This window comes from Novosphingobium sp. BL-A-28-Hi1-0D, from assembly GCF_055521755.1.
The window spans coordinates 731,652-751,056 of sequence record NZ_CM145502.1 but is presented as its reverse complement, the minus strand read 5'-3'; the positions used below and the strand labels follow the sequence as shown (position 1 = coordinate 751,056).

23 protein-coding genes are annotated in these 19,405 nt (G+C 64.1%); 12 read left to right on the top strand and 11 right to left on the bottom strand.

Annotated elements, in window-relative coordinates; translation table 11 throughout:
- Positions 1-3: 3 nt before the first annotated feature.
- From ACZ1JW_RS03785 to ACZ1JW_RS03770, 4 genes are all read left to right on the top strand, one after another.
- A complete protein-coding gene (locus ACZ1JW_RS03785) occupies positions 4-2,211 on the top strand; it encodes a GTA baseplate fiber-binding domain-containing protein (RefSeq protein WP_465141999.1) in 2,208 nt (735 codons plus the stop codon).
- Positions 2,212-2,234: 23 nt separating this feature from the next.
- A complete protein-coding gene (locus ACZ1JW_RS03780; RefSeq protein WP_465141998.1) occupies positions 2,235-2,693 on the top strand; it encodes a DUF2793 domain-containing protein in 459 nt (152 codons plus the stop codon).
- Between the two features lie 192 nt (positions 2,694-2,885).
- Positions 2,886-3,977 (top strand): OmpA family protein, encoded by a 1,092-nt coding sequence (locus ACZ1JW_RS03775; protein WP_465124813.1) that lies wholly within the window; start codon positions 2,886-2,888, stop codon positions 3,975-3,977.
- Between the two features lie 93 nt (positions 3,978-4,070).
- Entirely contained in the window at positions 4,071-4,622 is a 552-nt protein-coding gene (locus ACZ1JW_RS03770; RefSeq protein ID WP_465124814.1) for a superoxide dismutase family protein, read from the top strand.
- 4 nt (positions 4,623-4,626) lie between these two features.
- On the opposite strand, the gene ACZ1JW_RS03765 is transcribed toward ACZ1JW_RS03770, so the two are convergent.
- The 7 genes from ACZ1JW_RS03765 to ACZ1JW_RS03735 form a co-directional block, all read right to left on the bottom strand.
- Entirely contained in the window at positions 4,627-6,231 is a 1,605-nt protein-coding gene (locus ACZ1JW_RS03765) for a spinster family MFS transporter (protein ID WP_465124815.1), read from the bottom strand.
- Complete coding sequence (gene queC / locus ACZ1JW_RS03760; protein ID WP_465124816.1) at positions 6,203-6,904, bottom strand: 7-cyano-7-deazaguanine synthase QueC; 702 nt, start codon at positions 6,902-6,904, stop codon at positions 6,203-6,205. The genes ACZ1JW_RS03765 and queC overlap by 29 nt, the downstream gene beginning before the upstream one ends.
- Before the next feature lie 78 nt (positions 6,905-6,982).
- Positions 6,983-7,411, bottom strand: coding sequence for a DUF3617 domain-containing protein (locus ACZ1JW_RS03755; RefSeq protein WP_465124817.1), 429 nt, complete (start codon positions 7,409-7,411; stop codon positions 6,983-6,985).
- A 145-nt stretch (positions 7,412-7,556) separates the two neighbouring features.
- Positions 7,557-8,447: an Hsp33 family molecular chaperone HslO gene (gene hslO / locus ACZ1JW_RS03750; protein ID WP_465126453.1), complete on the bottom strand. Its 891-nt coding sequence runs from the start codon at positions 8,445-8,447 to the stop codon at positions 7,557-7,559.
- A gap of 23 nt (positions 8,448-8,470) precedes the next feature.
- Positions 8,471-9,397, bottom strand: a complete 927-nt coding sequence (gene argF, locus ACZ1JW_RS03745; RefSeq protein ID WP_465142725.1) for an ornithine carbamoyltransferase — start codon at positions 9,395-9,397, stop codon at positions 8,471-8,473.
- Complete coding sequence (locus tag ACZ1JW_RS03740; protein WP_465141997.1) at positions 9,397-10,590, bottom strand: acetylornithine transaminase; 1,194 nt, start codon at positions 10,588-10,590, stop codon at positions 9,397-9,399. Before ACZ1JW_RS03740 ends, argF begins: the two co-directional genes overlap by 1 nt.
- 171 nt (positions 10,591-10,761) lie before the next feature.
- Positions 10,762-11,577, bottom strand: a complete 816-nt coding sequence (locus ACZ1JW_RS03735) for a cold-shock protein (RefSeq protein WP_465141996.1) — start codon at positions 11,575-11,577, stop codon at positions 10,762-10,764.
- A gap of 330 nt (positions 11,578-11,907) precedes the next feature.
- Here ACZ1JW_RS03735 and ACZ1JW_RS03730 point away from each other — a divergent pair, with 330 nt between their 5' ends.
- The 3 genes from ACZ1JW_RS03730 to ACZ1JW_RS03720 are packed head-to-tail and all read left to right on the top strand — an operon-like array spanning position 11,908 to position 13,709.
- Positions 11,908-12,342, top strand: a complete 435-nt coding sequence (locus ACZ1JW_RS03730) for a protein tyrosine phosphatase family protein (protein ID WP_465124820.1) — start codon at positions 11,908-11,910, stop codon at positions 12,340-12,342.
- Between the two features lie 27 nt (positions 12,343-12,369).
- Complete coding sequence (locus ACZ1JW_RS03725) at positions 12,370-12,825, top strand: NUDIX hydrolase (protein ID WP_465141995.1); 456 nt, start codon at positions 12,370-12,372, stop codon at positions 12,823-12,825.
- On the top strand, positions 12,822-13,709 hold the full coding sequence (locus ACZ1JW_RS03720) for a sterol desaturase family protein (RefSeq protein WP_465124822.1): 888 nt from the start codon (positions 12,822-12,824) through the stop codon (positions 13,707-13,709). The genes ACZ1JW_RS03725 and ACZ1JW_RS03720 overlap by 4 nt, the downstream gene beginning before the upstream one ends.
- Before the next feature lie 4 nt (positions 13,710-13,713).
- Here the strand turns inward: ACZ1JW_RS03720 and ACZ1JW_RS03715 are convergent, their stop codons facing one another.
- From ACZ1JW_RS03715 to ACZ1JW_RS03705, 3 genes are all read right to left on the bottom strand, one after another.
- On the bottom strand, positions 13,714-14,517 hold the full coding sequence (locus tag ACZ1JW_RS03715) for a GDSL-type esterase/lipase family protein (RefSeq protein ID WP_465141994.1): 804 nt from the start codon (positions 14,515-14,517) through the stop codon (positions 13,714-13,716).
- Entirely contained in the window at positions 14,517-15,716 is a 1,200-nt protein-coding gene (spt, locus tag ACZ1JW_RS03710) for a serine palmitoyltransferase (protein WP_465141993.1), read from the bottom strand. Before spt ends, ACZ1JW_RS03715 begins: the two co-directional genes overlap by 1 nt.
- Positions 15,717-15,837: 121 nt before the next feature.
- Positions 15,838-16,077, bottom strand: a complete 240-nt coding sequence (locus ACZ1JW_RS03705; RefSeq protein WP_465141992.1) for an acyl carrier protein — start codon at positions 16,075-16,077, stop codon at positions 15,838-15,840.
- A 142-nt stretch (positions 16,078-16,219) separates the two neighbouring features.
- Between ACZ1JW_RS03705 and ACZ1JW_RS03700 the strand changes: the two genes are divergently transcribed.
- On the top strand, positions 16,220-16,804 hold the full coding sequence (locus ACZ1JW_RS03700; protein WP_465141991.1) for a Pycsar system effector family protein: 585 nt from the start codon (positions 16,220-16,222) through the stop codon (positions 16,802-16,804).
- Positions 16,805-16,864: 60 nt separating this feature from the next.
- On the opposite strand, the gene ACZ1JW_RS03695 is transcribed toward ACZ1JW_RS03700, so the two are convergent.
- Entirely contained in the window at positions 16,865-17,227 is a 363-nt protein-coding gene (locus ACZ1JW_RS03695; protein WP_465124828.1) for a response regulator, read from the bottom strand.
- A 115-nt stretch (positions 17,228-17,342) separates the two neighbouring features.
- On the opposite strand from ACZ1JW_RS03695, the gene ACZ1JW_RS03690 reads away from it, so the two are divergent.
- From ACZ1JW_RS03690 to ACZ1JW_RS03675, 4 genes are read left to right on the top strand one after another with little or no spacing between them, the layout of a single operon-like run.
- A complete protein-coding gene (locus ACZ1JW_RS03690; RefSeq protein ID WP_465141990.1) occupies positions 17,343-17,558 on the top strand; it encodes a DUF3572 domain-containing protein in 216 nt (71 codons plus the stop codon).
- Positions 17,555-18,187, top strand: a complete 633-nt coding sequence (locus tag ACZ1JW_RS03685; protein WP_465141989.1) for an HAD family hydrolase — start codon at positions 17,555-17,557, stop codon at positions 18,185-18,187. The genes ACZ1JW_RS03690 and ACZ1JW_RS03685 overlap by 4 nt, the downstream gene beginning before the upstream one ends.
- Positions 18,184-18,651 (top strand): RidA family protein, encoded by a 468-nt coding sequence (locus ACZ1JW_RS03680; protein WP_465141988.1) that lies wholly within the window; start codon positions 18,184-18,186, stop codon positions 18,649-18,651. Before ACZ1JW_RS03685 ends, ACZ1JW_RS03680 begins: the two co-directional genes overlap by 4 nt.
- Complete coding sequence (locus tag ACZ1JW_RS03675; protein ID WP_465141987.1) at positions 18,623-19,399, top strand: glycerophosphodiester phosphodiesterase family protein; 777 nt, start codon at positions 18,623-18,625, stop codon at positions 19,397-19,399. The genes ACZ1JW_RS03680 and ACZ1JW_RS03675 overlap by 29 nt, the downstream gene beginning before the upstream one ends.
- The last annotated feature ends 6 nt before the right edge of the window (positions 19,400-19,405 follow it).

Genomic DNA, 19,405 nt, shown 5'->3' with positions numbered 1-19,405 from the left:
GACATGGCTACTCTTCTACTAACCGCTGTCGGGACAGCGCTGGGTGGGCCTCTGGGCGGGGCTATCGGCGCGCTGGTCGGGCAGCAGATCGACGGTGCCGTTTTCGGGCGGCGCAAGGTGGAAGGGCCGAGGCTGAAGGAGCTTTCGGTCCAGACATCGAGCTATGGATCGGCCCTGCCGCTGCATTTCGGTACGATGCGCGCCTCGGGCAGCGTGATCTGGGCGACAGAGCTGGTCGAGCACCGCGAGAAGTCGGGTGGGAAGGGGCGACCGTCGGTCACCACTTACACCTACACCGCCTCTTTCGCGGTGGCGATCTCGAGCAGGCCCATTGCCGGGATCGGGCGCATCTGGGCCGATGGCAACCTGCTGCGCGGCGCGGCGGGCGACCTCAAGGTGGGGGGCACGCTGCGGGTTCATCTTGGCCATGGCGATCAGGCGGCGGACCCGCTGCTGGCGCAGGCTGAAGGGGTGGGGGTAAATCCGGCCTATCGCAACCTCGCCTATGTGGTGTTCGAGGACCTCGAGCTTGCCGACTATGGCAACCGTCTGCCCTCGCTGACGTTCGAGGTCATTGCCGACGAGCAGGCGGTGACGGCGGCCCAGATCATCGGGAGCGTTCTGGATGATGCCGACACGGTCGGTCTCGAAACGCTGTCGTTGGCGGGCTTCACGGTGGAGCAGGGCGGGGCAGCGGACGTGGTTTCGCTGCTGTCCGAATTCGATCCGGTGAGCTGCAGCGTGCAGGATGAGCGGCTTGCCTTCCGCTTGGCGGAAGTGGCCTCAGGACCAGTGGCACAATTGCCTGCACCAGGCGCAGGAGGAGAGTCTGCCGAGGATGCGCGGGCGAGTGGCTGGTCGCGCAGACGCGATGCCTTGCCGGGCACTCGGCAATGCGCGGTGCGCTATTACGACATAGCACGCGACTACCAGCCAGGCCTTCAGCGCAGCATCGGGCGCAGTTCGCCGGGCGACGTTGAGACGATCGAACTGCCTGCAGCGATGAACGCAAGCGATGCCGCAGCGGTGGCGGACCGGGCGGCACGGCGACGGACGGTGGCGCGCGATACGCTGCGCTACCGGATCAGCGAGATCGACCAGCGGTTCGCACCGGGCGAAATGGTGACGACACCGGTGAGTGACGGGGTCTGGCGGGTGGAGCAATGGGAGTGGCAGGCCGATGGCGTGATGCTCGACCTTGCTTCCGTGCCACCGGGAGCGGGGCCCGCTTCGATCTCCGCGGCAGGTGTAGCCGATCCCGGGCGTTCGAACGCTGCTGCGGATATGTTGGCGGGCCCAACGCAGATCGTCGCATTCGAATTGCCCTGGGACGGTACGGGCGACGGCAATGTTGCCCGGTTGCGCGTGGCGGCTTCGGCATCGGGCGAGGGTTGGAGAGGCGCGGCGCTGTTTGTGTCGAGTGGAGACGATCAGCTTGCATCGCTCGGTCCGACCGGCCGAAGGCGTGCCGTGCTTGGCACCGCCATCACCAGCCTGGCCAGCGGATCGCCCTTGCTATTCGATGCGGGATCGAGCGTGGACGTCGAGCTTGTAGCCGAAGACTTCGTGCTGGGCAGCATGACATGGGCGCAACTTATGCAGGGAGGGAATCTCGCGCTGCTCGGGTCGGAGATGATCCAGTTCGCCCGGGTTGGGCGGTTGTCAGGTCGCACGTGGCGGCTAAGCGGTCTGATGCGCGGGCGTGGCGGCACCGAGGCCGCGATAACCAGGCATGTGCCTGGCGAGCCTTTCGTTCTTCTTGATGATCGCATTGTTCCGATCGATCCCGCCGACGTGGGCGATGCCACGACATCGACGATCACCGCTCTCGGGCTGGGTGATGTCGTTCCGGCCTCCTGCGCCATAGTCAACCCAGGTCTAACCTTGCGTCCGCTGAGCCCGGTTCACGGACGGGCGCGGCAAATGGCGGATGGCGCGCTTGTTCTGGATTGGGTGCGCAGATCGCGCGGCGGGTGGATCTGGCCCGACGAAGTGGAACTGGCGCTCAACGAGCCGGAAGAGCTGTGGGAGATCGCCTACGGCTCGGCTGTCAGCCCTGCGCGGGTGTGGCGGACAGGCGCTTCGATGCTCGAACTTACGGCAGCTCAAGTGGCCGAACTGGCCGACCTGCCCGGTGAAGCCCTTTTCTTCGTCAGGCAGATCGGACGCCAATCGCGCTCCTTGCCCTTGATTATCTCAATGCCCGCCTGAGCGGCTGACCGAAAGGCAATCCCATGACTGATCCTGTGAGCTATTCGACTTCGACTCCAAGGCTCGGGCTGCCGATGCTGTTTGTCGGTCAGACGCAGAAGGAGACAACCGTCAACGAGGCCTTGGCCATGATCGACATGATCGGCGGCGGCGGAGTGCTTGGCCTGCGCAACGATCCTCCTGCGTCGCCGACGGCAGGGCAGGTGTGGATTGTGGGCACCACCCCTACCGGAGCATTTGCCGGACAGAGCAACTGCATTGCAGGCTGGACCGATGGCGGATGGCGGTTCGTCAAGCCGGTGCAGGGCATGAGGGTGCACGATCTGCAAAGCAATGCGACGAGACTTTTCGACGAGACCTGGAAGGTGGTTGTTGCCCCTGCCGCGCCCACAGGCGGGGCGGTCGTCGACTCGGAGGCTCGTGCATCTCTCGTGCTCGTCATCCAAGCATTGAAAGCAATTGGCATCTTTTCTGACAGTTAAGCGGAACCAATTGGCCCTTTCGGCATTGCAGGAGGACATGAGGGCGCAATCAACAGGAAATTGCACTGCACAATGGAGTCAATCCGTTGTTTTCGTGCAACACTTGGTGTGTTTGTCCGCTTGCATGACCACTTTGGAACCGGTAGACAACCTGCACGACGTGGCATGATGTCGCTAAAAGGGGAAACGATAATGCGGAAACTGGTCCTGGGCCTTGCCCTGGCCTCGAGTGCCTTGGCATCTCCGGCGCTTGCACGAGATGACTCCTGGTACGTCGAAGCCGACGCCGGCGCGATGATTGTTGAAGATGCTGATGCAGTCTTTGGCACCACGCCGGTCACGATCAACACCCACACTGGGTATGACTTCGGCGGTATCGTCGGCTATGACTTCGGCGGTTTCCGTCTGGAAAGCGAAGTTGGTTATCGCCGCGCTTACAATGACTCGGTCGACCTTCCCGCTGGCCTTGCTGACAACCCCCAGGGCCACGCTGATGCGCTCAGCTTCATGGTCAACGGTCTTCTGGATTTCGGTCCTGACGATGGCATTCAGGGCTTTGTCGGCGGTGGTGTCGGCGTTGCCCGCACCAAGTTCTTCACCAACGCTGCCGGCGGTGGCATCAATGGTCGCGGCTTCGGCCTGAACGATTCCGACACTGGTTTTGCATGGCAGGCATTGGCCGGCATCCGCGCGCCAATCAGCAGCAACGTCGACGTTGGTCTGAAGTATCGCTTCTTCAACGCCGACAAGGTCGATCTGGTCGACGTCAACGGCCGTGCAGGGCAGACCCGCTTCCGGTCGCACTCGATCCTCGGCACGCTGAGCTACAACTTCGGTGGCGCTGCACCGGTAGAGGAAGCGGCTCCGCCGCCCCCGCCGCCCCCGCCGCCCCCGCCGCCGCCTCCTCCCCCGCCCCCGCCGCCGGCTCCGGTCTGCAACAAGGGTCCGTACATCGTGTTCTTCGACTGGGATAAGTCGGACATCACGCCGGAAGCAGCGACGATCCTCGACAATGCGGTTACCGCATATGGCAACTGCGCAAGCGTTCCGATCATGCTTGCAGGTTATGCCGACCGTTCGGGTACCGTGAAGTACAACCAGGCTCTCTCGGAACGCCGCAACGTGGCTGTCCGTGGTTACCTGACCACCCACGGCATCCCCGATGGCTCGATCACCAGCCAGGCCTTCGGCGAAAGCAACCCGCGCGTTCCGACCGCGGATGGCGTTCGCGAACTCCAGAACCGTCGCGTGGAAATCACCTACGGTCCGGGTTCGGGCATGTAATCTTCGGCTTTGCCGGAAATCGAACGAGGGGTCGGAGCAATCCGGCCCCTTTTTCGTTATGCTTGCAGCGCGATGACGCTGATGGAGACAATCATGAAATTCCAGGCTGCAAGTAAACTGGCTGCGGCTCTCCCGCTTGCCTGCACTGCCCTTCTCGGTGCGTGTGCGACAACAGAGTCCGCTGATAGTGCCAAGGTTCTGGCCACCGCCAATCTTGCTGATGGAACGGGCAAGTCTGTTGGCACGGCCCGGATCGAGCAAACCGGCACAGTCATGCGACTTGTCGCAGAAGTGACCGGCCTGAGTACTGGCGATCACGGCATCCATCTTCATACGACGGGCAAGTGCGAGGCTCCGGCCTTTGCATCGGCAGGCGGCCATCTCAATCCTGCGTCGCACCAGCACGGTTCGATGAACCCTGCCGGTCCTCACCTCGGCGATCTCCCCAATGTCACGGTCGGTGCCGACGGCAAGGGAACGCTAAGCTTCGTGCTCGCCGGCAACGCGGCAGAAGTTGCCGCCAGCCTGTTCGATGCCGACGGAACGGCCGTAGTCGCCCACGCCAGCGCGGATGACTACAAGACCGACCCGAGCGGCAACAGCGGTGGCCGGATTGCCTGCGGCGTGCTGAACCGCCCGGCCTGACCCGTCAGATCGACTCACCGGCGGAGCGGGCGCGGCTGTCGAGGCTCGCCTGCGCTGCCGGGACGGTCCTGATCGCGATCACCAGCAGGACGAGGCCGATGGGTACCGACACAAGCGTCGACAGGACTCCCATGGCAAGATTGTCTCCGTGGGTCGCTGAAACATAGCCTGCCATGAACGGTCCGAGTGCAAGGCCAACAAGCGTTGTCGCCAGGAAGAACGTGGCCGTTGCAGTTCCGCGCATGCGCGGCAGGACCAGCGCCTGGCTCGTAGCGGCCGCTCCGCCTAGAGCGCTGCTCGACATCGACTGCGCCACGAACAGTAGAGCCACGAATGCCCCGAAACTGTCGGCGCTGAAGGCGAGAACAAGTGGCAGAATCGGTGCCAGCAATCCGAACAGCGTGACCATCACCCGCCCTGCTGCCCAACGGCGATGCAAGTGGTCGGCCATTCTCCCGCCAAGAATGACGCCGAGGAATCCGGCAAGAGCACCGGGAGCACCGATGAACCAGCCGAGCTGTCCCTTGTCGATGTCGAAAACCCGCTCGGCGTAAGGCGCAGCCCAGTAGGACGTCGCGTAGGAGGTAAATGCAACCATGCCGTATCCGAGCGTCGTGCAGAGGAAGGCCGGCGTTGCCCAGATGAGCCGGAAGGTCGGCAGGTCCTGCGCCCGCAGCGCGCTTGCCCAGCTGTAGACGGCGTAGATGCCCACGCCGAGGAATATCCACTGCTGGCGTGTCGATGTGCCGAGAAGAATGGTCAGCACCTGAACCGAGAGGCCAATCATGGCAGCAACCGCCAGGTTGGCGACCAGAGCTTTGGGGCCTCGGCGAACCGCACCGATCAGGGTCAGTGGTGGAATGACATTGAGCAGCTCTGCGAAGAAGCCGCGGAAAGGCCGCTCGCTGCTCGGCGTAGGCAAGCCATCGATCGCTCCCCGGATGGGCTCACGCAACGTGGCTACCCAGAGCGCAAGCGCAACGCCGGGAAGCCCCACCGCCATGAACGCCGCTTGCCAGCCGATTAGCCCGAAAGGGCCACCCATCGGGTACGCAGCGTTCCAGCGCTCCACCACCATTCCGCCGACCAGAAGCGAAAGACCGCCGCCAAGGAAGAGACCCGAAGAGTAGATCGCCAGAGCGGTCGCGCGCAGACGTTGGGGAAAATAGTCCGAGATCAGCGAATAGGCGGCAGGGCTTGCGGTTGCCTCACCAACGCCGACGCCAATGCGGGCGGCCGTCAATTGCGCTCCACTGCGAGAAAGGCCCGACACTGCGGTCATCACCGACCATACGGCAAGGCCCACGCTCATCAGCCGCACGCGATGCCAGCTGTCAGCCAGTCGGCCCAGAGGTATCCCGAACAGCGAATAGAACACCGCAAAGGCGGTTCCGTAAAGGAAGCCCAGATCGGCGTCGGTGAGCGACAGGTCCTTCTTGATATCGTTGGCGAGGATCGAGAGGATCTGCCGGTCAACGAAGTTCAGGATATAGACCAGCACCAGAATGCCGAGCACGTACCAGCTGTAAGCGGTGGCCTCCTGCGCATGGGGGCGAGACGAGTCTCGATCCGGGTCTTCGCTAGTCTTCGCCGTACCGGGTTCCGTCATGCAGGCCTGCCTCTTCAAACCCTGCGCGCCTCAGGCGACAACTGTCGCAGGTGCCGCAGGCTCTCCCGTCCGGAAGGGGATCGTAGCACGACCAGCTCTGGCCGGCCTCGAGCCCCAGTCGCGCTGCTTCCTGCGCGATCTCTGATTTCTTGAGGTGCTGCAGCGGAGCATGCACCTTCACGGTCCCGCCATCGTTGCCGACCCGCGTGGCGACACGGGCAAGACCCTCGAAGCCCTGCACGAACTCGGGCCGACAATCCGGGTAGCCCGAATAATCCAGGGCGTTGACGCCGATGAACAGGTCGTTCGATCCTGCGGCTTCTGCCCAGGCCAACGCGAGCGACAGGAACACGAGATTGCGGGCCGGGACATAGGTGACGGGAATGTCATCCCCCACGCCATCCTTGGGCACCGCGATGTCGGCGGTCAGCGCGGAGCCCCCGAACTGGCGCAAGTCGAGCGGCAGGATCACATGGCGCTCCACGCCAATCCGCTCGGCGATGACCTTGGCCGCATCAAGCTCCACCCGGTGACGCTGGTTATAGTCGATCGTCAAGGCAAGGACGCGAAAGCCCTGCTCCTTTGCAAGGCCCGCGCAGACCATCGAGTCGAGCCCACCCGATAGTAGAACAACGGCGAGCGGGGCTTGGGGTGCTGACTGGCTTTGCAACATTGCCAATGGGCTAGCCGCGTGGCCTGCGCGATGCAATGGTCTCGCGGGTAACTTTATGCTGCTGTCACCAGCGGCCGCTCAGCGTCCGCAGGGGCCAAGCCGACGTGCTTCGGCAACGAAATTGAATGGCAGGCCGTTGTCGATGCCTTGGGTTTCGAGCTGGGCCAGACGCGGATTCTCGAACCTGACCCGCGTGTGCCCATAGCCGCCTGCTGGGCAGGTATACTGCACTGTGACCATCGTCGGCGAATCATCGATGACGAAACGGCGGCAAGCTTCGCCGCGGTGTCGCACCTGAATCAGCTTGCGCCCGTTATCGACGCAGATCTGTACGGTATCGGCCTCGTCTCGGGCGCGCACTTCCCAAAGGCCCGGCTCGAGCCGGTCCAGCATCGCAAGCGCAGGCCCTTGCGCGAGACCGGAACTCGCAAGGAACCCTGCCCCCGCAATCACGGCCAAGACGCAGGCGCGGCCTGTGCCGCGCAGAGGGCGAACTCCTGAAGACATGCCGTTCTCTCGCACCCGGAAGCAGCGGCGTCTGTGCCGTTGCTCACTTGTGTCTGATCATATCACCGGCGGGCCTGCGATGAAACGCCCCATGACAGCGCTGAAGTGTGAAAATTGCTGTCACATTTCACGCCATGGGCCGCAATCAGGGGACGTCGATCTCGAACTTGCGCGAACAGAACGCGCAGTCGACCACGATCAGCCCGTCCTCGTTCTCCATCTCGGCGCGTTCCGCAGCGCCGAATCGCGAGAGCACTTCGCGGTAATAGTCTGCGGTGCAGCGGCATCCGCGCGACAAGCGCAGGCCTGACTCGGCGCGAATTTCGGGTTCTTCGTGGAACAGGCGCCAGACCACGGTTTCGAGGTCGAGCGCAGGATCGACCAGTTCGTCCTGCCTCACAGATCCGCCCAGTATCGAAACGTGCTCCCACTCTGGATGGTCCAGTTGGACATGGAGCCGCTCGCGCCCTTCCTCGCCTTCGGGAAGATGCTGGAGCAGCAGGCCTCCGGCGATGCAGCCCGTGGGCGTCGTCTCAACTGCGACGCGGATCAGCGTGGGCACCTGTTCCGACTGGAAGAAGTAGCTCTCGCAAGCCTCTGCCAGAGATGACCCCTCAAGCGGAACTACGCCCTGATAACGTTGCCCGCTGGTCGCAAGGTCGAAGGTAATCGCAAGATAGCCCTCGCCAAACAGCGAGAACAGAGAAGGCACAGGCCCCAGTTCATCAAGCCGCGCGCGGTCGTGGCGGATATAGCCGCGCAACTCGCCATTGCGATAATCGCAGACCAGCAGGTCGACCACGCCGTCCTGCGTCTGTGCCTGCAAGGTCAGCTGGCCTTCCTGATCCTTGAGCAGCGATCCGAGCAGCGCGGTGATCACCAGCGCCTCGGCGAGCAGGTGGCGGATCGGCGCCGGATAGGCATGGGCGGACAGGATGGTGTCGAGCACCGGCCCCAACCGCACCGCACGCCCGCGCGCGTTCCTGTCGGGCAGGGTAAAGTGCATCACCTGGTCGAAACCAGTGGAGGGTACCATGTCGTTCACGGCTGTCTTGTCCTTCAGATCTGGCCGAATGCCCAGCGCAGGACCGACTTCTGGGCGTGGATGCGGTTCTCCGCCTCGTCCCACACCACCGAGCGCGGCCCGTCGATGACCGCATCGGTCACTTCCTCGCCACGGTGTGCAGGCAGGCAATGGAGGAACAGGGCGTCGGCCTTGGCCTGCGCCATCAGGGCCTCGTTCACCTGGTAGGGCTCCATGGCGGCGAGCTTCGCTTCTGCATGGGCCTGCCCCATCGAGATCCATGTGTCGGTGACGACCATGTCGGCACCGCGCACCGCTTCGACCGGGTCGCGGACGATTCTGATATTTGCCCCGGCAAGCTGCGCGGCCTCAATCATTCCGGCATCGCTTTCGTAGCCCTCGGGTACGCCGATACGGACGTTGAACTTCATCAGGCCGGCTGCTTCGACAATCGAGTTGAGCACGTTGTTGCCATCGCCCAGCCACGCCACCTCGAGCCCGGGAAGAGCCTTGCCATGCTCGATCACGGTCAGCAGGTCCGCCATGATCTGGCAGGGGTGTGACAGGTCGGTGAGGCCATTGATCACCGGAACGCTGGCATAGCGGGCCAGTTCCTCGACCTTGGCATGGTCATCGGTGCGCAGCATGATCGCATCGGCCATGCGGCTGAGCACGCGTGCGGTATCGGCAATGGTCTCGCCCCGGCCGAGCTGCGTTGTGCCCGCATCGAGGATCAGGGCCGATCCTCCAAGCTGGCGCATGGCGATGTCGAAAGACACACGGGTGCGAGTCGAGTTCTTCTCGAACACCATGGCGAGCACGCGCCCGGCCAGCGGCGCATCGCTATCCGGCTGGCCCTTCGGCAGGCCAGCGCGCGCTGCCTTGCGGTCGATGGCATCGTTGATCATCGCAGCGACAGCGTTGCCGCCCGCGTCGGTCAGGTTGAGAAAATGCCTCTGGATCACGTAACCGGCACCTCCGGGGCATAGCTTGCGGCAGCAGCCGAGAGCCGCTCCATGAATTCGTCGATGTGGCTGTCGTCGATGACCAGCGGCGGGATCACGCGCACGGTGTTGTCGCCGGCCGAAACGGTCAGCAGCTGGTGGTTGTCGCGCATGTGCGCCACGAAGGGACGCGGCTCGACCTTCATCATCAGGCCGAGCATCAGGCCGCGCCCGCGCACGCCGATGAACAGGTCTGGGTAGTTGCCGATGAACTGCTCGATGCGTCCGCGCAGCCGCTCACCCTTAGCGCGCACTTCGCCGAGGAATTCCTCGTTGGCGACCACGTCGAGCACGGCTTCGCCCGCTGCCATGGCCAGCGGGTTGCCGCCATAAGTGCTGCCATGCGTGCCAGCGACCATGCCGCGCGCCGCCTTCTCGGTGGCAAGGCATGCGCCCATCGGGAAACCGCCGCCGATGCCTTTGGCGGTTGCCATGACGTCGGGCGTGATGCCGTACTGTTCGTAGGCATAGAGCGTGCCGGTACGTGCAACGCCGCACTGCACTTCGTCGAAGATCAGCACGAGGTCATGCTCGTCGCACAGCGCGCGCAGGCCCTGCAGGAATTCTTCCGAGGCATCGCGGATGCCGCCTTCGCCCTGGATCGGTTCGACGAGGAAGCCTGCCGTGTTGGGACCCATCGCTGCCTTGGCGCCTTCGAGGTCGTCGAAATCGACGTACTTGAAGCCTTCGAGCAGGGGCAGGAAGCCCTTGTGCATCTTCTCTTGGTTGGAGGCGCTGATCGTGGCCATCGTGCGGCCATGGAAGGCGTTCTTGAAGGTGATCAGCTCGTACTTGTGATCATTGCCCACTGCCGAGTGGTAAGCGCGCGCAGTCTTGATCGCACACTCGACCGCTTCCGCCCCCGAATTGGTGAAGAACACTGTGTCGGCAAAGGTCAGATCGACCAGCCGCTGTGCCAGATGCTCGCCCTGCGGGCTGCCATAGAGGTTCGACACGTGCATCAGCGTCGCCGCCTGGCGTTGGATCGCGCCGATCAGGTGTTCGTTCGAATGGCCGAGCAGGTTCACCGCGATGCCGCTGGCGAAATCGAGGTAGCGGGTGCCGTCCTCGGAGATCAGGTGGCAATGCTCGCCTCGCACCGGACGCACGCCGCACCGGGGGTACACGGGCATCAGCGGGGTGATCGACATAGTGCTCTCCTGTCAGTTTCGAAAGTTACGAGATTGCGCAATAATACTGCGCAGTCCGAATGGGAAAAGGGGAATCGACAAACGACAAATGGCGGCCCCTAAGGACCGCCATCTGTGCGCGTATTTGGTTGCAGGCCGCCGGTCAGACTACCGGAAGCGATGCAATCGGGATCAACCCTGAATCGGCACCAGGTTGACCGCCGAGTGCTTGCCTCGTCGATCGACCTCAAGGTCGAATTCCAGCTTGTCGCCTTCATTCAGCTCGCGCAGGCCCGAACGTTCGACGGCACTGATGTGCACGAACGCGTCCGGCTGGCCGTCGTCACGCGTGATGAAGCCGAAGCCCTTCATCGCGTTGAAGAACTTGACCGTGCCGGTAGCCTTTTCGCCGGTCAGCTCACGCTGCGGCGCTGCGGGCTTCGAAGCAACGGGAATGACATCGCCGACGACCTGAAGGTCTGCAGCCGAAATCTTGCCGCCGCGATCGACGAGGTTGAATTCAAGCGTCTGACCTTCGGCCAGGCCTTCGAGACCTGCGCGTTCCACGGCGCTGATGTGGACGAACACGTCCTCACCACCGTCTTCGCGCGAGATGAAGCCGAAGCCCTTCTGGCCGTTGAAGAACTTGACGACGCCCTTGCCGGTACCGACAACCTGGGCAGGCATGCCGCCGCCGCCGCCGCCGCCACGACCGCCGCCGAAGCCGCCACCGCCGCCACGGGCACCGCCGCCGCCGAAGCCGCCGCGATCACCGCCGCCAAAGCCGCCACGATCACCACCGCCGAAGCCACCGCGATCGCCGCCACCAAAGCCGCCACGACCACCGCCACCGCCGAAACGATCACCGCCACCGAAGCCGCCACGGTCACCAAAACCGCCGCCGCCAAAGCCGCCACCGCCGCCGCCGTAGGGATCAAAACCGCCTTCGTCGCCGAATCCGTCGCGCTTGTCTCTGCCGCGACCGCGCCGCCCTCTGTCAAAACCCATAGAAATCAATAGACCTTCAATCCGCCCCAACCTTCACGGCACCGCTGGCCGGACGCGGGAACCGGCGGCGCGACGTAGGAATCGGTTCCGGGCTTCAGGGCGCCGGGCCACTCCTTTGCGGGCAAGACTATAGAGCAAAAAAACGCGACCGCTAACGGAATCGACAAGCGCGCCACAATTCGTCCCGAAAACTGTGGCTTTTGTGCCGATTTGAGCGCTATTGCGCCGCTCTTGCCCATTGGGCAGAACTGGACTGGATAGCTGGCTGGCCCTGCCATCCAGTTCAGGACTCGGTGTTTTTGTGCACCCCGACAATCAGGAGGCGGCCTCATGTTTCGCAAGATCGACGAGAAGACTTTCGCCAGCCCCCAGATCGGCGAGGCCGAAGTGGCCTATGCCAAGGCGCTTGGTATCGGGCTCATCGTGAACAACCGCCCCGAAGGCGAATCGGACGACCAGACCCCGGGGGCTGACATCGAAGCCGCCGCGCGCGCCGCCGGGATCGATTATGTCGCCATTCCAGTCAGTCACGCCGGGTTCTCGATGCCGCAAGTCGAGGCGATGCAGCAGGCGCTGGCGAAAGCGGGCGATAAGCCGGTTCTTGCCTATTGCCGTTCCGGCACCCGCTCGACCCTGCTCTGGGCACTCGCGCAGGCCCGCTCCGGCATCAGCCCCGACGAGATCGCCACCAAGGCTGCCGGAGCCGGCTACGATATCAGCCCGATCCGCGCGACGGTCGACATGCTGGCCGCGCAGGCAGGCTGAGGGCTGCAGGCAGGGGGCAAAGCAGACGTGACGGAAAGTTCGGGCTTCGATATGGCCCAGATTCTGGCGCTTCCGGCAGTCGCCAAGGCCTTGCAGGTGCTCGGTTCGCTGGTGGCGATCCTCGTGCTGGCATGGCTCGCCCGGCGGCTGAGTCTCGGCGGCGATCCGCGCATTGCCAGCCCCGAAGAGGCCCGCGCCCTTGCTGAAGATGCGATCTGCGGTTTCGATGCGCAGGCTGTTGTCGTCGACCGTGCGGGCATCGGCGCACTTGTCCGCGATGCCGCAAACCGCGTCCTGCTGATCCGCCAGCACGGCAGCCATTTCGCCGCTCGTGAGCTGACCAGCCATGCTGGCGTAAGGCTGGACGGGCGCTTCCTCACCATCACCACCGACGATCGCCGCTTCGGCACGATCACGCTCGATCTTGGCGAGCAGGCCCAGGTCTGGGCCGCCAGCCTGCGCCGCCTGGGGGCATCGGCATGAAACCCATCGACGTCGTTACTTACGCTGTCCCGTTCTTCGTGATCCTCGTGCTTGCCGAGATGATCTGGGCCGCCCGCCGCGCGCCCGAGAAGTACGAGCCGCGCGATACGCTCACCAGCCTCGCGCTTGGCCTCGGCAGCACCGTAGCGGGCGCGCTGACCGCAAGCGTGGTCTTCGCCGCTGCGATGTGGCTTTACGAACATCGCGTCCTGACCGTGCCGAACGTGTGGTGGGCATGGATCGCCTGCTTTGTGCTCGACGATTTCAACTACTACTGGGCCCACCGCACCGGCCACCGCGTCCGCTGGTTCTGGGCGAGCCACGTGAACCACCACTCAAGCCAGCACTACAACCTCTCGACCGCGTTGCGGCAGACCTGGACCGGCTTTTTCGCGCTGTCCTTCGTCTTCCGCATCTGGCCCGCGTTGATCGGGTTCCACCCGGCGATGCTGGTCACGGTCGGCGGCGCGAACCTGATCTACCAGTTCTGGATCCATACCGAGACTGTCGGGCGCATGCCACGCTGGTTCGAGGCAGTATTCAACACGCCTTCGCACCACCGCGTCCACCACGCCACGAACCCGCTCTATCTCGACCGCAACTATGCCGGAGCGCTGATCGTCTGGGACCGCCTGTTCCGCACCTTCCAGCGCGAGCGCGACGACCTTGCGATCCGCTACGGCATCGTCAAGCAGCTCGGCAGCTTCCATCTGCTGCATGCCGCGTTCCACGAATGGCGCGGGATGCTTGGCGACTTCTGGTGCGCGCCCTTGCGCTACAAGCTGTCCTATCTGGTCCGGGCACCCGGCTGGAGCCACGACGGCAGCCGCGAAGGCTCCGACGTGATCCGCGCACGCTGGCTGGAACGTCAGTCGGCGGAATGAAGCCTCAAGGCTTCTTCGCAGCAAGCTTCTCGGCCTCGGCGATCGCCGCCTTGGCGATGGGCTCCATCACCGCATAGCCCTTGGCGTTGGGGTGGATGCCGTCAGGCGCGATGTCGGGGTTCATCCCGCCTTCGGCATTGACCAGCGCCGAATGGTAATCTGCAAAGACCGCGCCGCGCGCTTTGGCATAGTCCTTCAGCCAACCGTTTAGCGCCACCACCTGCCTTGCTGGCGAGAGCTTCGGCTTCCACGGGAACTTCGCTGCCGGAAGGATGCTGCCGATCACCACGCCGATGCCGTTCGCCTTGGCCATGTCGACCATGGCGGCGACATGGTTGGTGTACATCTCGGCGCTGTTCGGCCCGGTGTTTCCGGCCAGATCGTTGGTGCCGATCATGATGTGCACGACCTTGGGGCGCAGGCGTACCACGTCCTGATAGAACCGCACGAGGATCTGCGGGCTGGTCTGCCCGCTGATCCCGCGACCCACCGCGCCGGAAACGAACAGCGAAGGCGCCAGACCCACCCAGTTCTCGGTGATCGAATCGCCGATGAACACCACGCGCGGCGCCTGTGCGATCTGCTTGTCCGCTTCGGCATAGCGGCACTCCCACGCCCAGTCATACTGACGGACGTAAGGATGCCCGAACCACAGGCCCGGTTCGGTCGGGCAGGGCTTCTCGATCATCCCGTCGCCCGGCGGTTGCACCGGAGGCGATGGTGGCGGGAAAGTTGGCGCTGCGGCCCGGTTCTGGGCCAGTGCCGGCGTCGCCGCCACGGTCAGAAGGATCGCCAGCGCCAACCGCATCAGATGATCCCCACGGCCTTCCCGGCGCGTTCGAACATGCCGATGATCGTCTGCACTTGCTCCGCCGAATGCTCGGCGCACAGCGAGCAGCGCAGCAGCGTCATGCCCGCAGGCGTCGCCGGTGGCCGCGCAAGGTTCACGTAGAGCCCTTCATGCAGGAGCGCTTCCCACATCGCCGCGCCGCGCTCCAGATCGGGCATGATCACCGCGATGATCGCGCTCTGCGCCTCGCTGGTGCCAAGCTGGAAGCCCTTGTCGCGAAGACCCTTGTGCAGGGTCTTGGAATTCTCCCACAGATGCGCGCGCTTGTTGCCTGCATGCATCAGCTTGCGGATCGAAGTTGCCGCGGTGTGCACCACGCTCGGCGGAAGCGAGGCGGTGAACACATAGGGACGGCACACCAGCCGCATGATCTCGAACTTGGGATGGTTGGAAACGCAGAAGCCGCCGACCGTGCCGACCGACTTCGAGAACGTGCCGATCACGAAGTCCACGTCCTCGAGGCAGCCCTGGTCCTCTGCCACGCCGCGCCCGTTGGGGCCGATGAAGCCCATCGAGTGCGCCTCGTCCACCAGCACCATCGCGCCGTTTTCCTTGGCGATGCGGATCATTTCCTTGAGCGGGGCGATATCGCCCAGCATCGAATAGACGCCTTCGAGCACCACCAGCTTGCCTGCGCCTTCGGGCACGCGCTTCAGGCGCTTTTCCATCGCCTCGATGTCGTTGTGCTTGAATGGCACCACCTCGGCATCGCCCATCTTGCAGCCGTCCCAGATCGAGGCGTGGCTGTCGATGTCGAGGATGATGTAGTCACCCTTGCCGGCGATAGTGCTGATGATGCCGAGGTTGGCTTGGTAGCCGGTGGAGAACACCATGGCATGGTCCATGCCATAGAACTCCTTGAGCGCTTCCTCGCAGGCGCGGTGCCCGGCGTAGGTGCCGTTGAGCACGCGGCTGCCCGTGGTGCCCGAGCCGAAATCGTCCAATGCCTGCTTGCCTGAAGCGATCACATCGGGGTCGAACGTCATGCCCATGTAGTTGTAGGTGCCGAGCAGGATCGTCTCGCGCCCGTTGCACACCGCCACGGTCGGGCTGATCACCCGCTCCATCACCAGGTTGAACGGGTCTTCCACCCCGCCTGCCAGCAGCGCACGGCGCTGCTCGATCAGCGGGTCGAACTTCGAAAACAGGTCGGTCATCTGCGATCTCTTATCCTGAAATCCATCCCACCCCGCTCATGCTGAGCTTGTCGATGCATGTGACGCAGTGCGAGCGTCCTTCGACAGGCTCAGGACGAGCGGTGGCGGGCGGCTGGTTGCCTCAACCCTGAAGCTTCGTCACCGCGTCGATCAGCTGGCCATAGGTCTCGATCTCGGCCTGCTGGTTCATGCTGATGATGATGTCGAAGTCGTCCTCGATGGCCGCCACGAAGTCCATCACCGTCAGGCTGTCCCATTCGAGGTCGCCGGCAAAAGTGGTCGCTTCGGTGACCGTGATGCCCTTCTTGTTGAAGGGTTCGATCAGTTCGGCGATCATTTCGGCGGTTTGGGCGCGGTCCATCAATTCTTCTCCAAGGAGCAGGAGAGGCCCCCTGCCAGACGATTAAGGCCGAAAAGCGGCCAATGCCGCCGCTTGTCAAGCACGCTGCCTCTGTGTCATCCCCGGAAATACGGATAACCGGCAAAAACGGGCGAGGGGAAACATGGCACAGATTGAGGGAAACACCGATCAGCCCTTGGCGGCACCCTCGCTGCCCTCGCCATCAGGCTACTCCAACCACGCGATCCATTTGGTGCGCACCTCGCAGCAGATCAACCTGACCTTAAGCCAGATGGCCGATACCAAGGCCTCGATCCTGATGGGCGCGACGTTCCTCGTGTTCACCATCGCCGTGGGCCAGGCCAAGAGCGGGGCGATGCCCTGGTCGCTGGGCGTGCTGGCGCTGTTCGCCTTCATCTCGGCAATGTGCGCGGTCTTCGCGGTGCTGCCCTCGGTCAGCGGCCCGAAGGCGGCCAAGCTGAACGACGGCAAGCCCAACAAGCTGTTCTTCGGCTACTTCACCCACATGGACGAGGGTGAATGGACCGAGTCCATCCTGTCCGAACTCCACGCCGACGAAACCGTGTTCCGGACCATGCTGCACGACATTTACCAGAACGGGCAGGTGCTCCAGCGCAAGAAGTACAAATACCTCGCCTACGCCTACAAGAGCTTCATGGCGGGCCTCTGCCTGACGGTCGTCACTTTCATCATCGAACACGCGCACAGCGCGGCCGCAGCGATGTAACTTCTACTCCCCTCCCGCAGGCGGGAGGGGTCGGGGGTGGGCAGTGCTCCCACGACCCTCTCAAACCAGCGCGTTCACCGCCGCCATGAACGGCCCGATCGAAACCGGCTTGGCCAGATAGCCTTCCGCCCCCGCCGCGCGGATCGTCTCTTCATCGCCCTTTCCGGCATAGGCCGTCACGGCAAGGATCGGGATCGCCTTCAGCTCGTCGTCGGCCTTGATCGCCTCGATCAGGTCTATCCCTGAGACGTTGGGCAGCTGGATGTCCATCACCACCAGTTGCGGCATGAACAGGCGGGTTTTCTCGATCGCCTCGCGCCCGTCGGCCACCGGCTCGACCTCGAAGCCCTTGGCGCGCAGCAGGTCGCAGAACAGCTTGCGGTTGAGGTCGTTGTCCTCGACAACCAGAATTCTTTTTGCCACTGACACGCCTGTTTCCGAAAGCACACCGCGCCACCCTTATTGCCCGTGAAAGGCCCTGACAATCATTCGAGAGCCTTCCTCCCCCGTCGATCCCGCCGCGCTGGCGCTGCAGGCATTGGGCTGGGTCCTGTCCGATGGTGACCGGGCAGAGCGCTTCCTCGCGCTCACCGGCCTGACGCCCGATGAGCTGCGCGAGCGACTGGGCGATCCGGCCATGCTCGGCGCCGTGCTCGATTTTCTCGCCAACCACGAGGCAGACCTTGTCAATGCGGCTTTCGCGCTCGACATCTCGCCCGAAACCCTGATTGCCGCCCGGAAGGAATTGTCATGAGTAGCCGCCCCCTGATCGTCAGCGATTGCGACGAGGTGCTGCTGCACATGGTCGCCCCATTCCGTGACTGGCTGGGCGAGAGCCAGGGCGTGACCTTCAAGATGGACAACGCCGATTTCTCGAAGGCCCTGCGCTATACGCAAAGCGGTGAACTGGTGCCGCCCGAACAGATATGGAGCCTGCTCAACAAGTTCTTCGATACCGAGATGTATCGTCAGCAGGCCATCGCAGGGGCGGTTGCGGGCATCAACGCAGTGGGCAAAGACGCCGACGTCGTGATCCTGACCAACCTTAACGACCACCGCCGCGACATGCGCGCGCGCCAGCTGGCCGATGTGGGCATCAATGCCCGCGTCTTCACCAATCAGGGACCGAAGGGCCCCGCGCTCAAGGCGATCCTCGACGAGTACAATCCCTCGCGCGCCCTGTTCATCGACGACCTGCCGCAGCACCACGATTCGGTCTCGCAATTGACGCCGGACGTGATCCGCCTGCACTTGTGCGGCGAGCCGCTGCTCGCTCCGCATATCGATTGTGCCCACCAGGCCGGCCACGCCCACGCCCGCATCGATGATTGGGAAGCGGCGCTGCCCTGGATACTTGAACAGATACATGGAGAAGACGCGTGACCGATTCCGTTGAAGCAAGGCTGGCTGCCCTCGGGCACACGCTGCCGCAGGCCGCCGCGCCCGTGGCCGCCTATGTGCCCACGGTCGAGGCGAACGGATTGCTCCATGTCTCGGGCCAGCTCCCCTTCATCGACGGCAAGCTGGTCACCGGCCGTCTTGGCGAAGATGTCAGCCTGGAACAGGGCGCTGTTGCAGCACAGGCTTGCGGCCTGATGATCCTCGCGCAGGTCAAGGCAGCCCTCGGCTCGCTCGACCGGGTGGAGCGCGTGGTCAAGCTCGGCGCCTTCATCAGCTCGACCGGTACCTTCACCGATCAGCCCAAAGTTGCCAACGGTGCTTCCGAACTGATGGTTGCGGCCTTTGGCGATGCCGGAAAGCACGCACGCAGCGCGGTCGGCGTTCCGGTCCTGCCGCTCGGCGCTGCGGTGGAAGTCGATGCTGTCCTTGCTGTTCGCCCTGCTTGACCGCTGGCTCGTCCCCGCGCCCGATCAGGCGCGGGTCGGCTGGCTGCGCGGCGTGGCTTACGCCCACCGTGGCCTGCACGGGAACAGTGTGCCCGAAAACTCCCCCACCTCCTTCACTCTCGCCATCGAGCGCGGGATGGGCATCGAATGTGATGTCCAGCGCACGGCTGATGGACAGGCGGTCGTCTTCCACGATTGGGAGCTTGACCGCCTGACCGCCGAGACCGGCCCGGTGATCGAACGCCGTGCCGATGCGCTGGCAAAGATCCAGCTCTCCGGCAGCACCGACTGCATCCCCACCTTGCGCGCGTTCCTCGACCAGGTCGCAGGCCGCGCCCCGTTGCTGATCGAGCTGAAATCCAAGCGCGATATCCGCGTCGCCCCCTTGTGCCTCGCCGTCCGTCGCGCGCTCGAAGGCTATCGCGGACAGGTCGCGGTGATGAGCTTCGATCCCCGCGTCAGCCGCTGGTTCGCCCGCCATTCGCCCCACATCGTCCACGGCCTCGTCGTGACCGAGGAGGGCAAGCGCACGATTCCCGCAACGCTGAAGCTGCATCTCGCCTTCTGGCAGGCCCGTCCGCAGTTCCTCGCCTGGGACGTCCGCGACCTGCCGAGCAAGTTCACCGCCGCCCAGCGCAAGCGCGGCTTCCCCGTCCTGACATGGACCGTTCGCTCCGCTGACCTGGCCGCCCGCGCGGCCGACTGTGCCGATGGACCTATTGCCGAGGGCGCAGGCGTCGGGGCATGACCCTCG

What these genes read in the sequence shown, in the direction of transcription:
- ACZ1JW_RS03770 (WP_465124814.1), top strand. Translation starts at nt 4,071, where the DNA reads ATGAAATTCCAGGCTGCAAGTAAACTGGCTGCGGCTCTCCCGCTTGCC.
- ACZ1JW_RS03785 (WP_465141999.1), top strand. Translation starts at nt 4, where the DNA reads ATGGCTACTCTTCTACTAACCGCTGTCGGGACAGCGCTGGGTGGGCCT.
- ACZ1JW_RS03765 (WP_465124815.1), bottom strand. Translation starts at nt 6,231, where the DNA reads ATGACGGAACCCGGTACGGCGAAGACTAGCGAAGACCCGGATCGAGAC.
- ACZ1JW_RS03740 (WP_465141997.1), bottom strand. Translation starts at nt 10,590, where the DNA reads ATGTCGATCACCCCGCTGATGCCCGTGTACCCCCGGTGCGGCGTGCGT.
- ACZ1JW_RS03730 (WP_465124820.1), top strand. Translation starts at nt 11,908, where the DNA reads ATGTTTCGCAAGATCGACGAGAAGACTTTCGCCAGCCCCCAGATCGGC.
- spt (WP_465141993.1), bottom strand. Translation starts at nt 15,716, where the DNA reads ATGACCGACCTGTTTTCGAAGTTCGACCCGCTGATCGAGCAGCGCCGT.
- ACZ1JW_RS03685 (WP_465141989.1), top strand. Translation starts at nt 17,555, where the DNA reads ATGAGTAGCCGCCCCCTGATCGTCAGCGATTGCGACGAGGTGCTGCTG.
- ACZ1JW_RS03755 (WP_465124817.1), bottom strand. Translation starts at nt 7,411, where the DNA reads ATGTCTTCAGGAGTTCGCCCTCTGCGCGGCACAGGCCGCGCCTGCGTC.
- ACZ1JW_RS03735 (WP_465141996.1), bottom strand. Translation starts at nt 11,577, where the DNA reads ATGGGTTTTGACAGAGGGCGGCGCGGTCGCGGCAGAGACAAGCGCGAC.
- ACZ1JW_RS03705 (WP_465141992.1), bottom strand. Translation starts at nt 16,077, where the DNA reads ATGGACCGCGCCCAAACCGCCGAAATGATCGCCGAACTGATCGAACCC.
- ACZ1JW_RS03780 (WP_465141998.1), top strand. Translation starts at nt 2,235, where the DNA reads ATGACTGATCCTGTGAGCTATTCGACTTCGACTCCAAGGCTCGGGCTG.
- queC (WP_465124816.1), bottom strand. Translation starts at nt 6,904, where the DNA reads ATGTTGCAAAGCCAGTCAGCACCCCAAGCCCCGCTCGCCGTTGTTCTA.
- hslO (WP_465126453.1), bottom strand. Translation starts at nt 8,447, where the DNA reads ATGGTACCCTCCACTGGTTTCGACCAGGTGATGCACTTTACCCTGCCC.
- ACZ1JW_RS03700 (WP_465141991.1), top strand. Translation starts at nt 16,220, where the DNA reads ATGGCACAGATTGAGGGAAACACCGATCAGCCCTTGGCGGCACCCTCG.
- ACZ1JW_RS03775 (WP_465124813.1), top strand. Translation starts at nt 2,886, where the DNA reads ATGCGGAAACTGGTCCTGGGCCTTGCCCTGGCCTCGAGTGCCTTGGCA.
- ACZ1JW_RS03720 (WP_465124822.1), top strand. Translation starts at nt 12,822, where the DNA reads ATGAAACCCATCGACGTCGTTACTTACGCTGTCCCGTTCTTCGTGATC.
- ACZ1JW_RS03715 (WP_465141994.1), bottom strand. Translation starts at nt 14,517, where the DNA reads ATGCGGTTGGCGCTGGCGATCCTTCTGACCGTGGCGGCGACGCCGGCA.
- ACZ1JW_RS03675 (WP_465141987.1), top strand. Translation starts at nt 18,623, where the DNA reads ATGCTGTCCTTGCTGTTCGCCCTGCTTGACCGCTGGCTCGTCCCCGCG.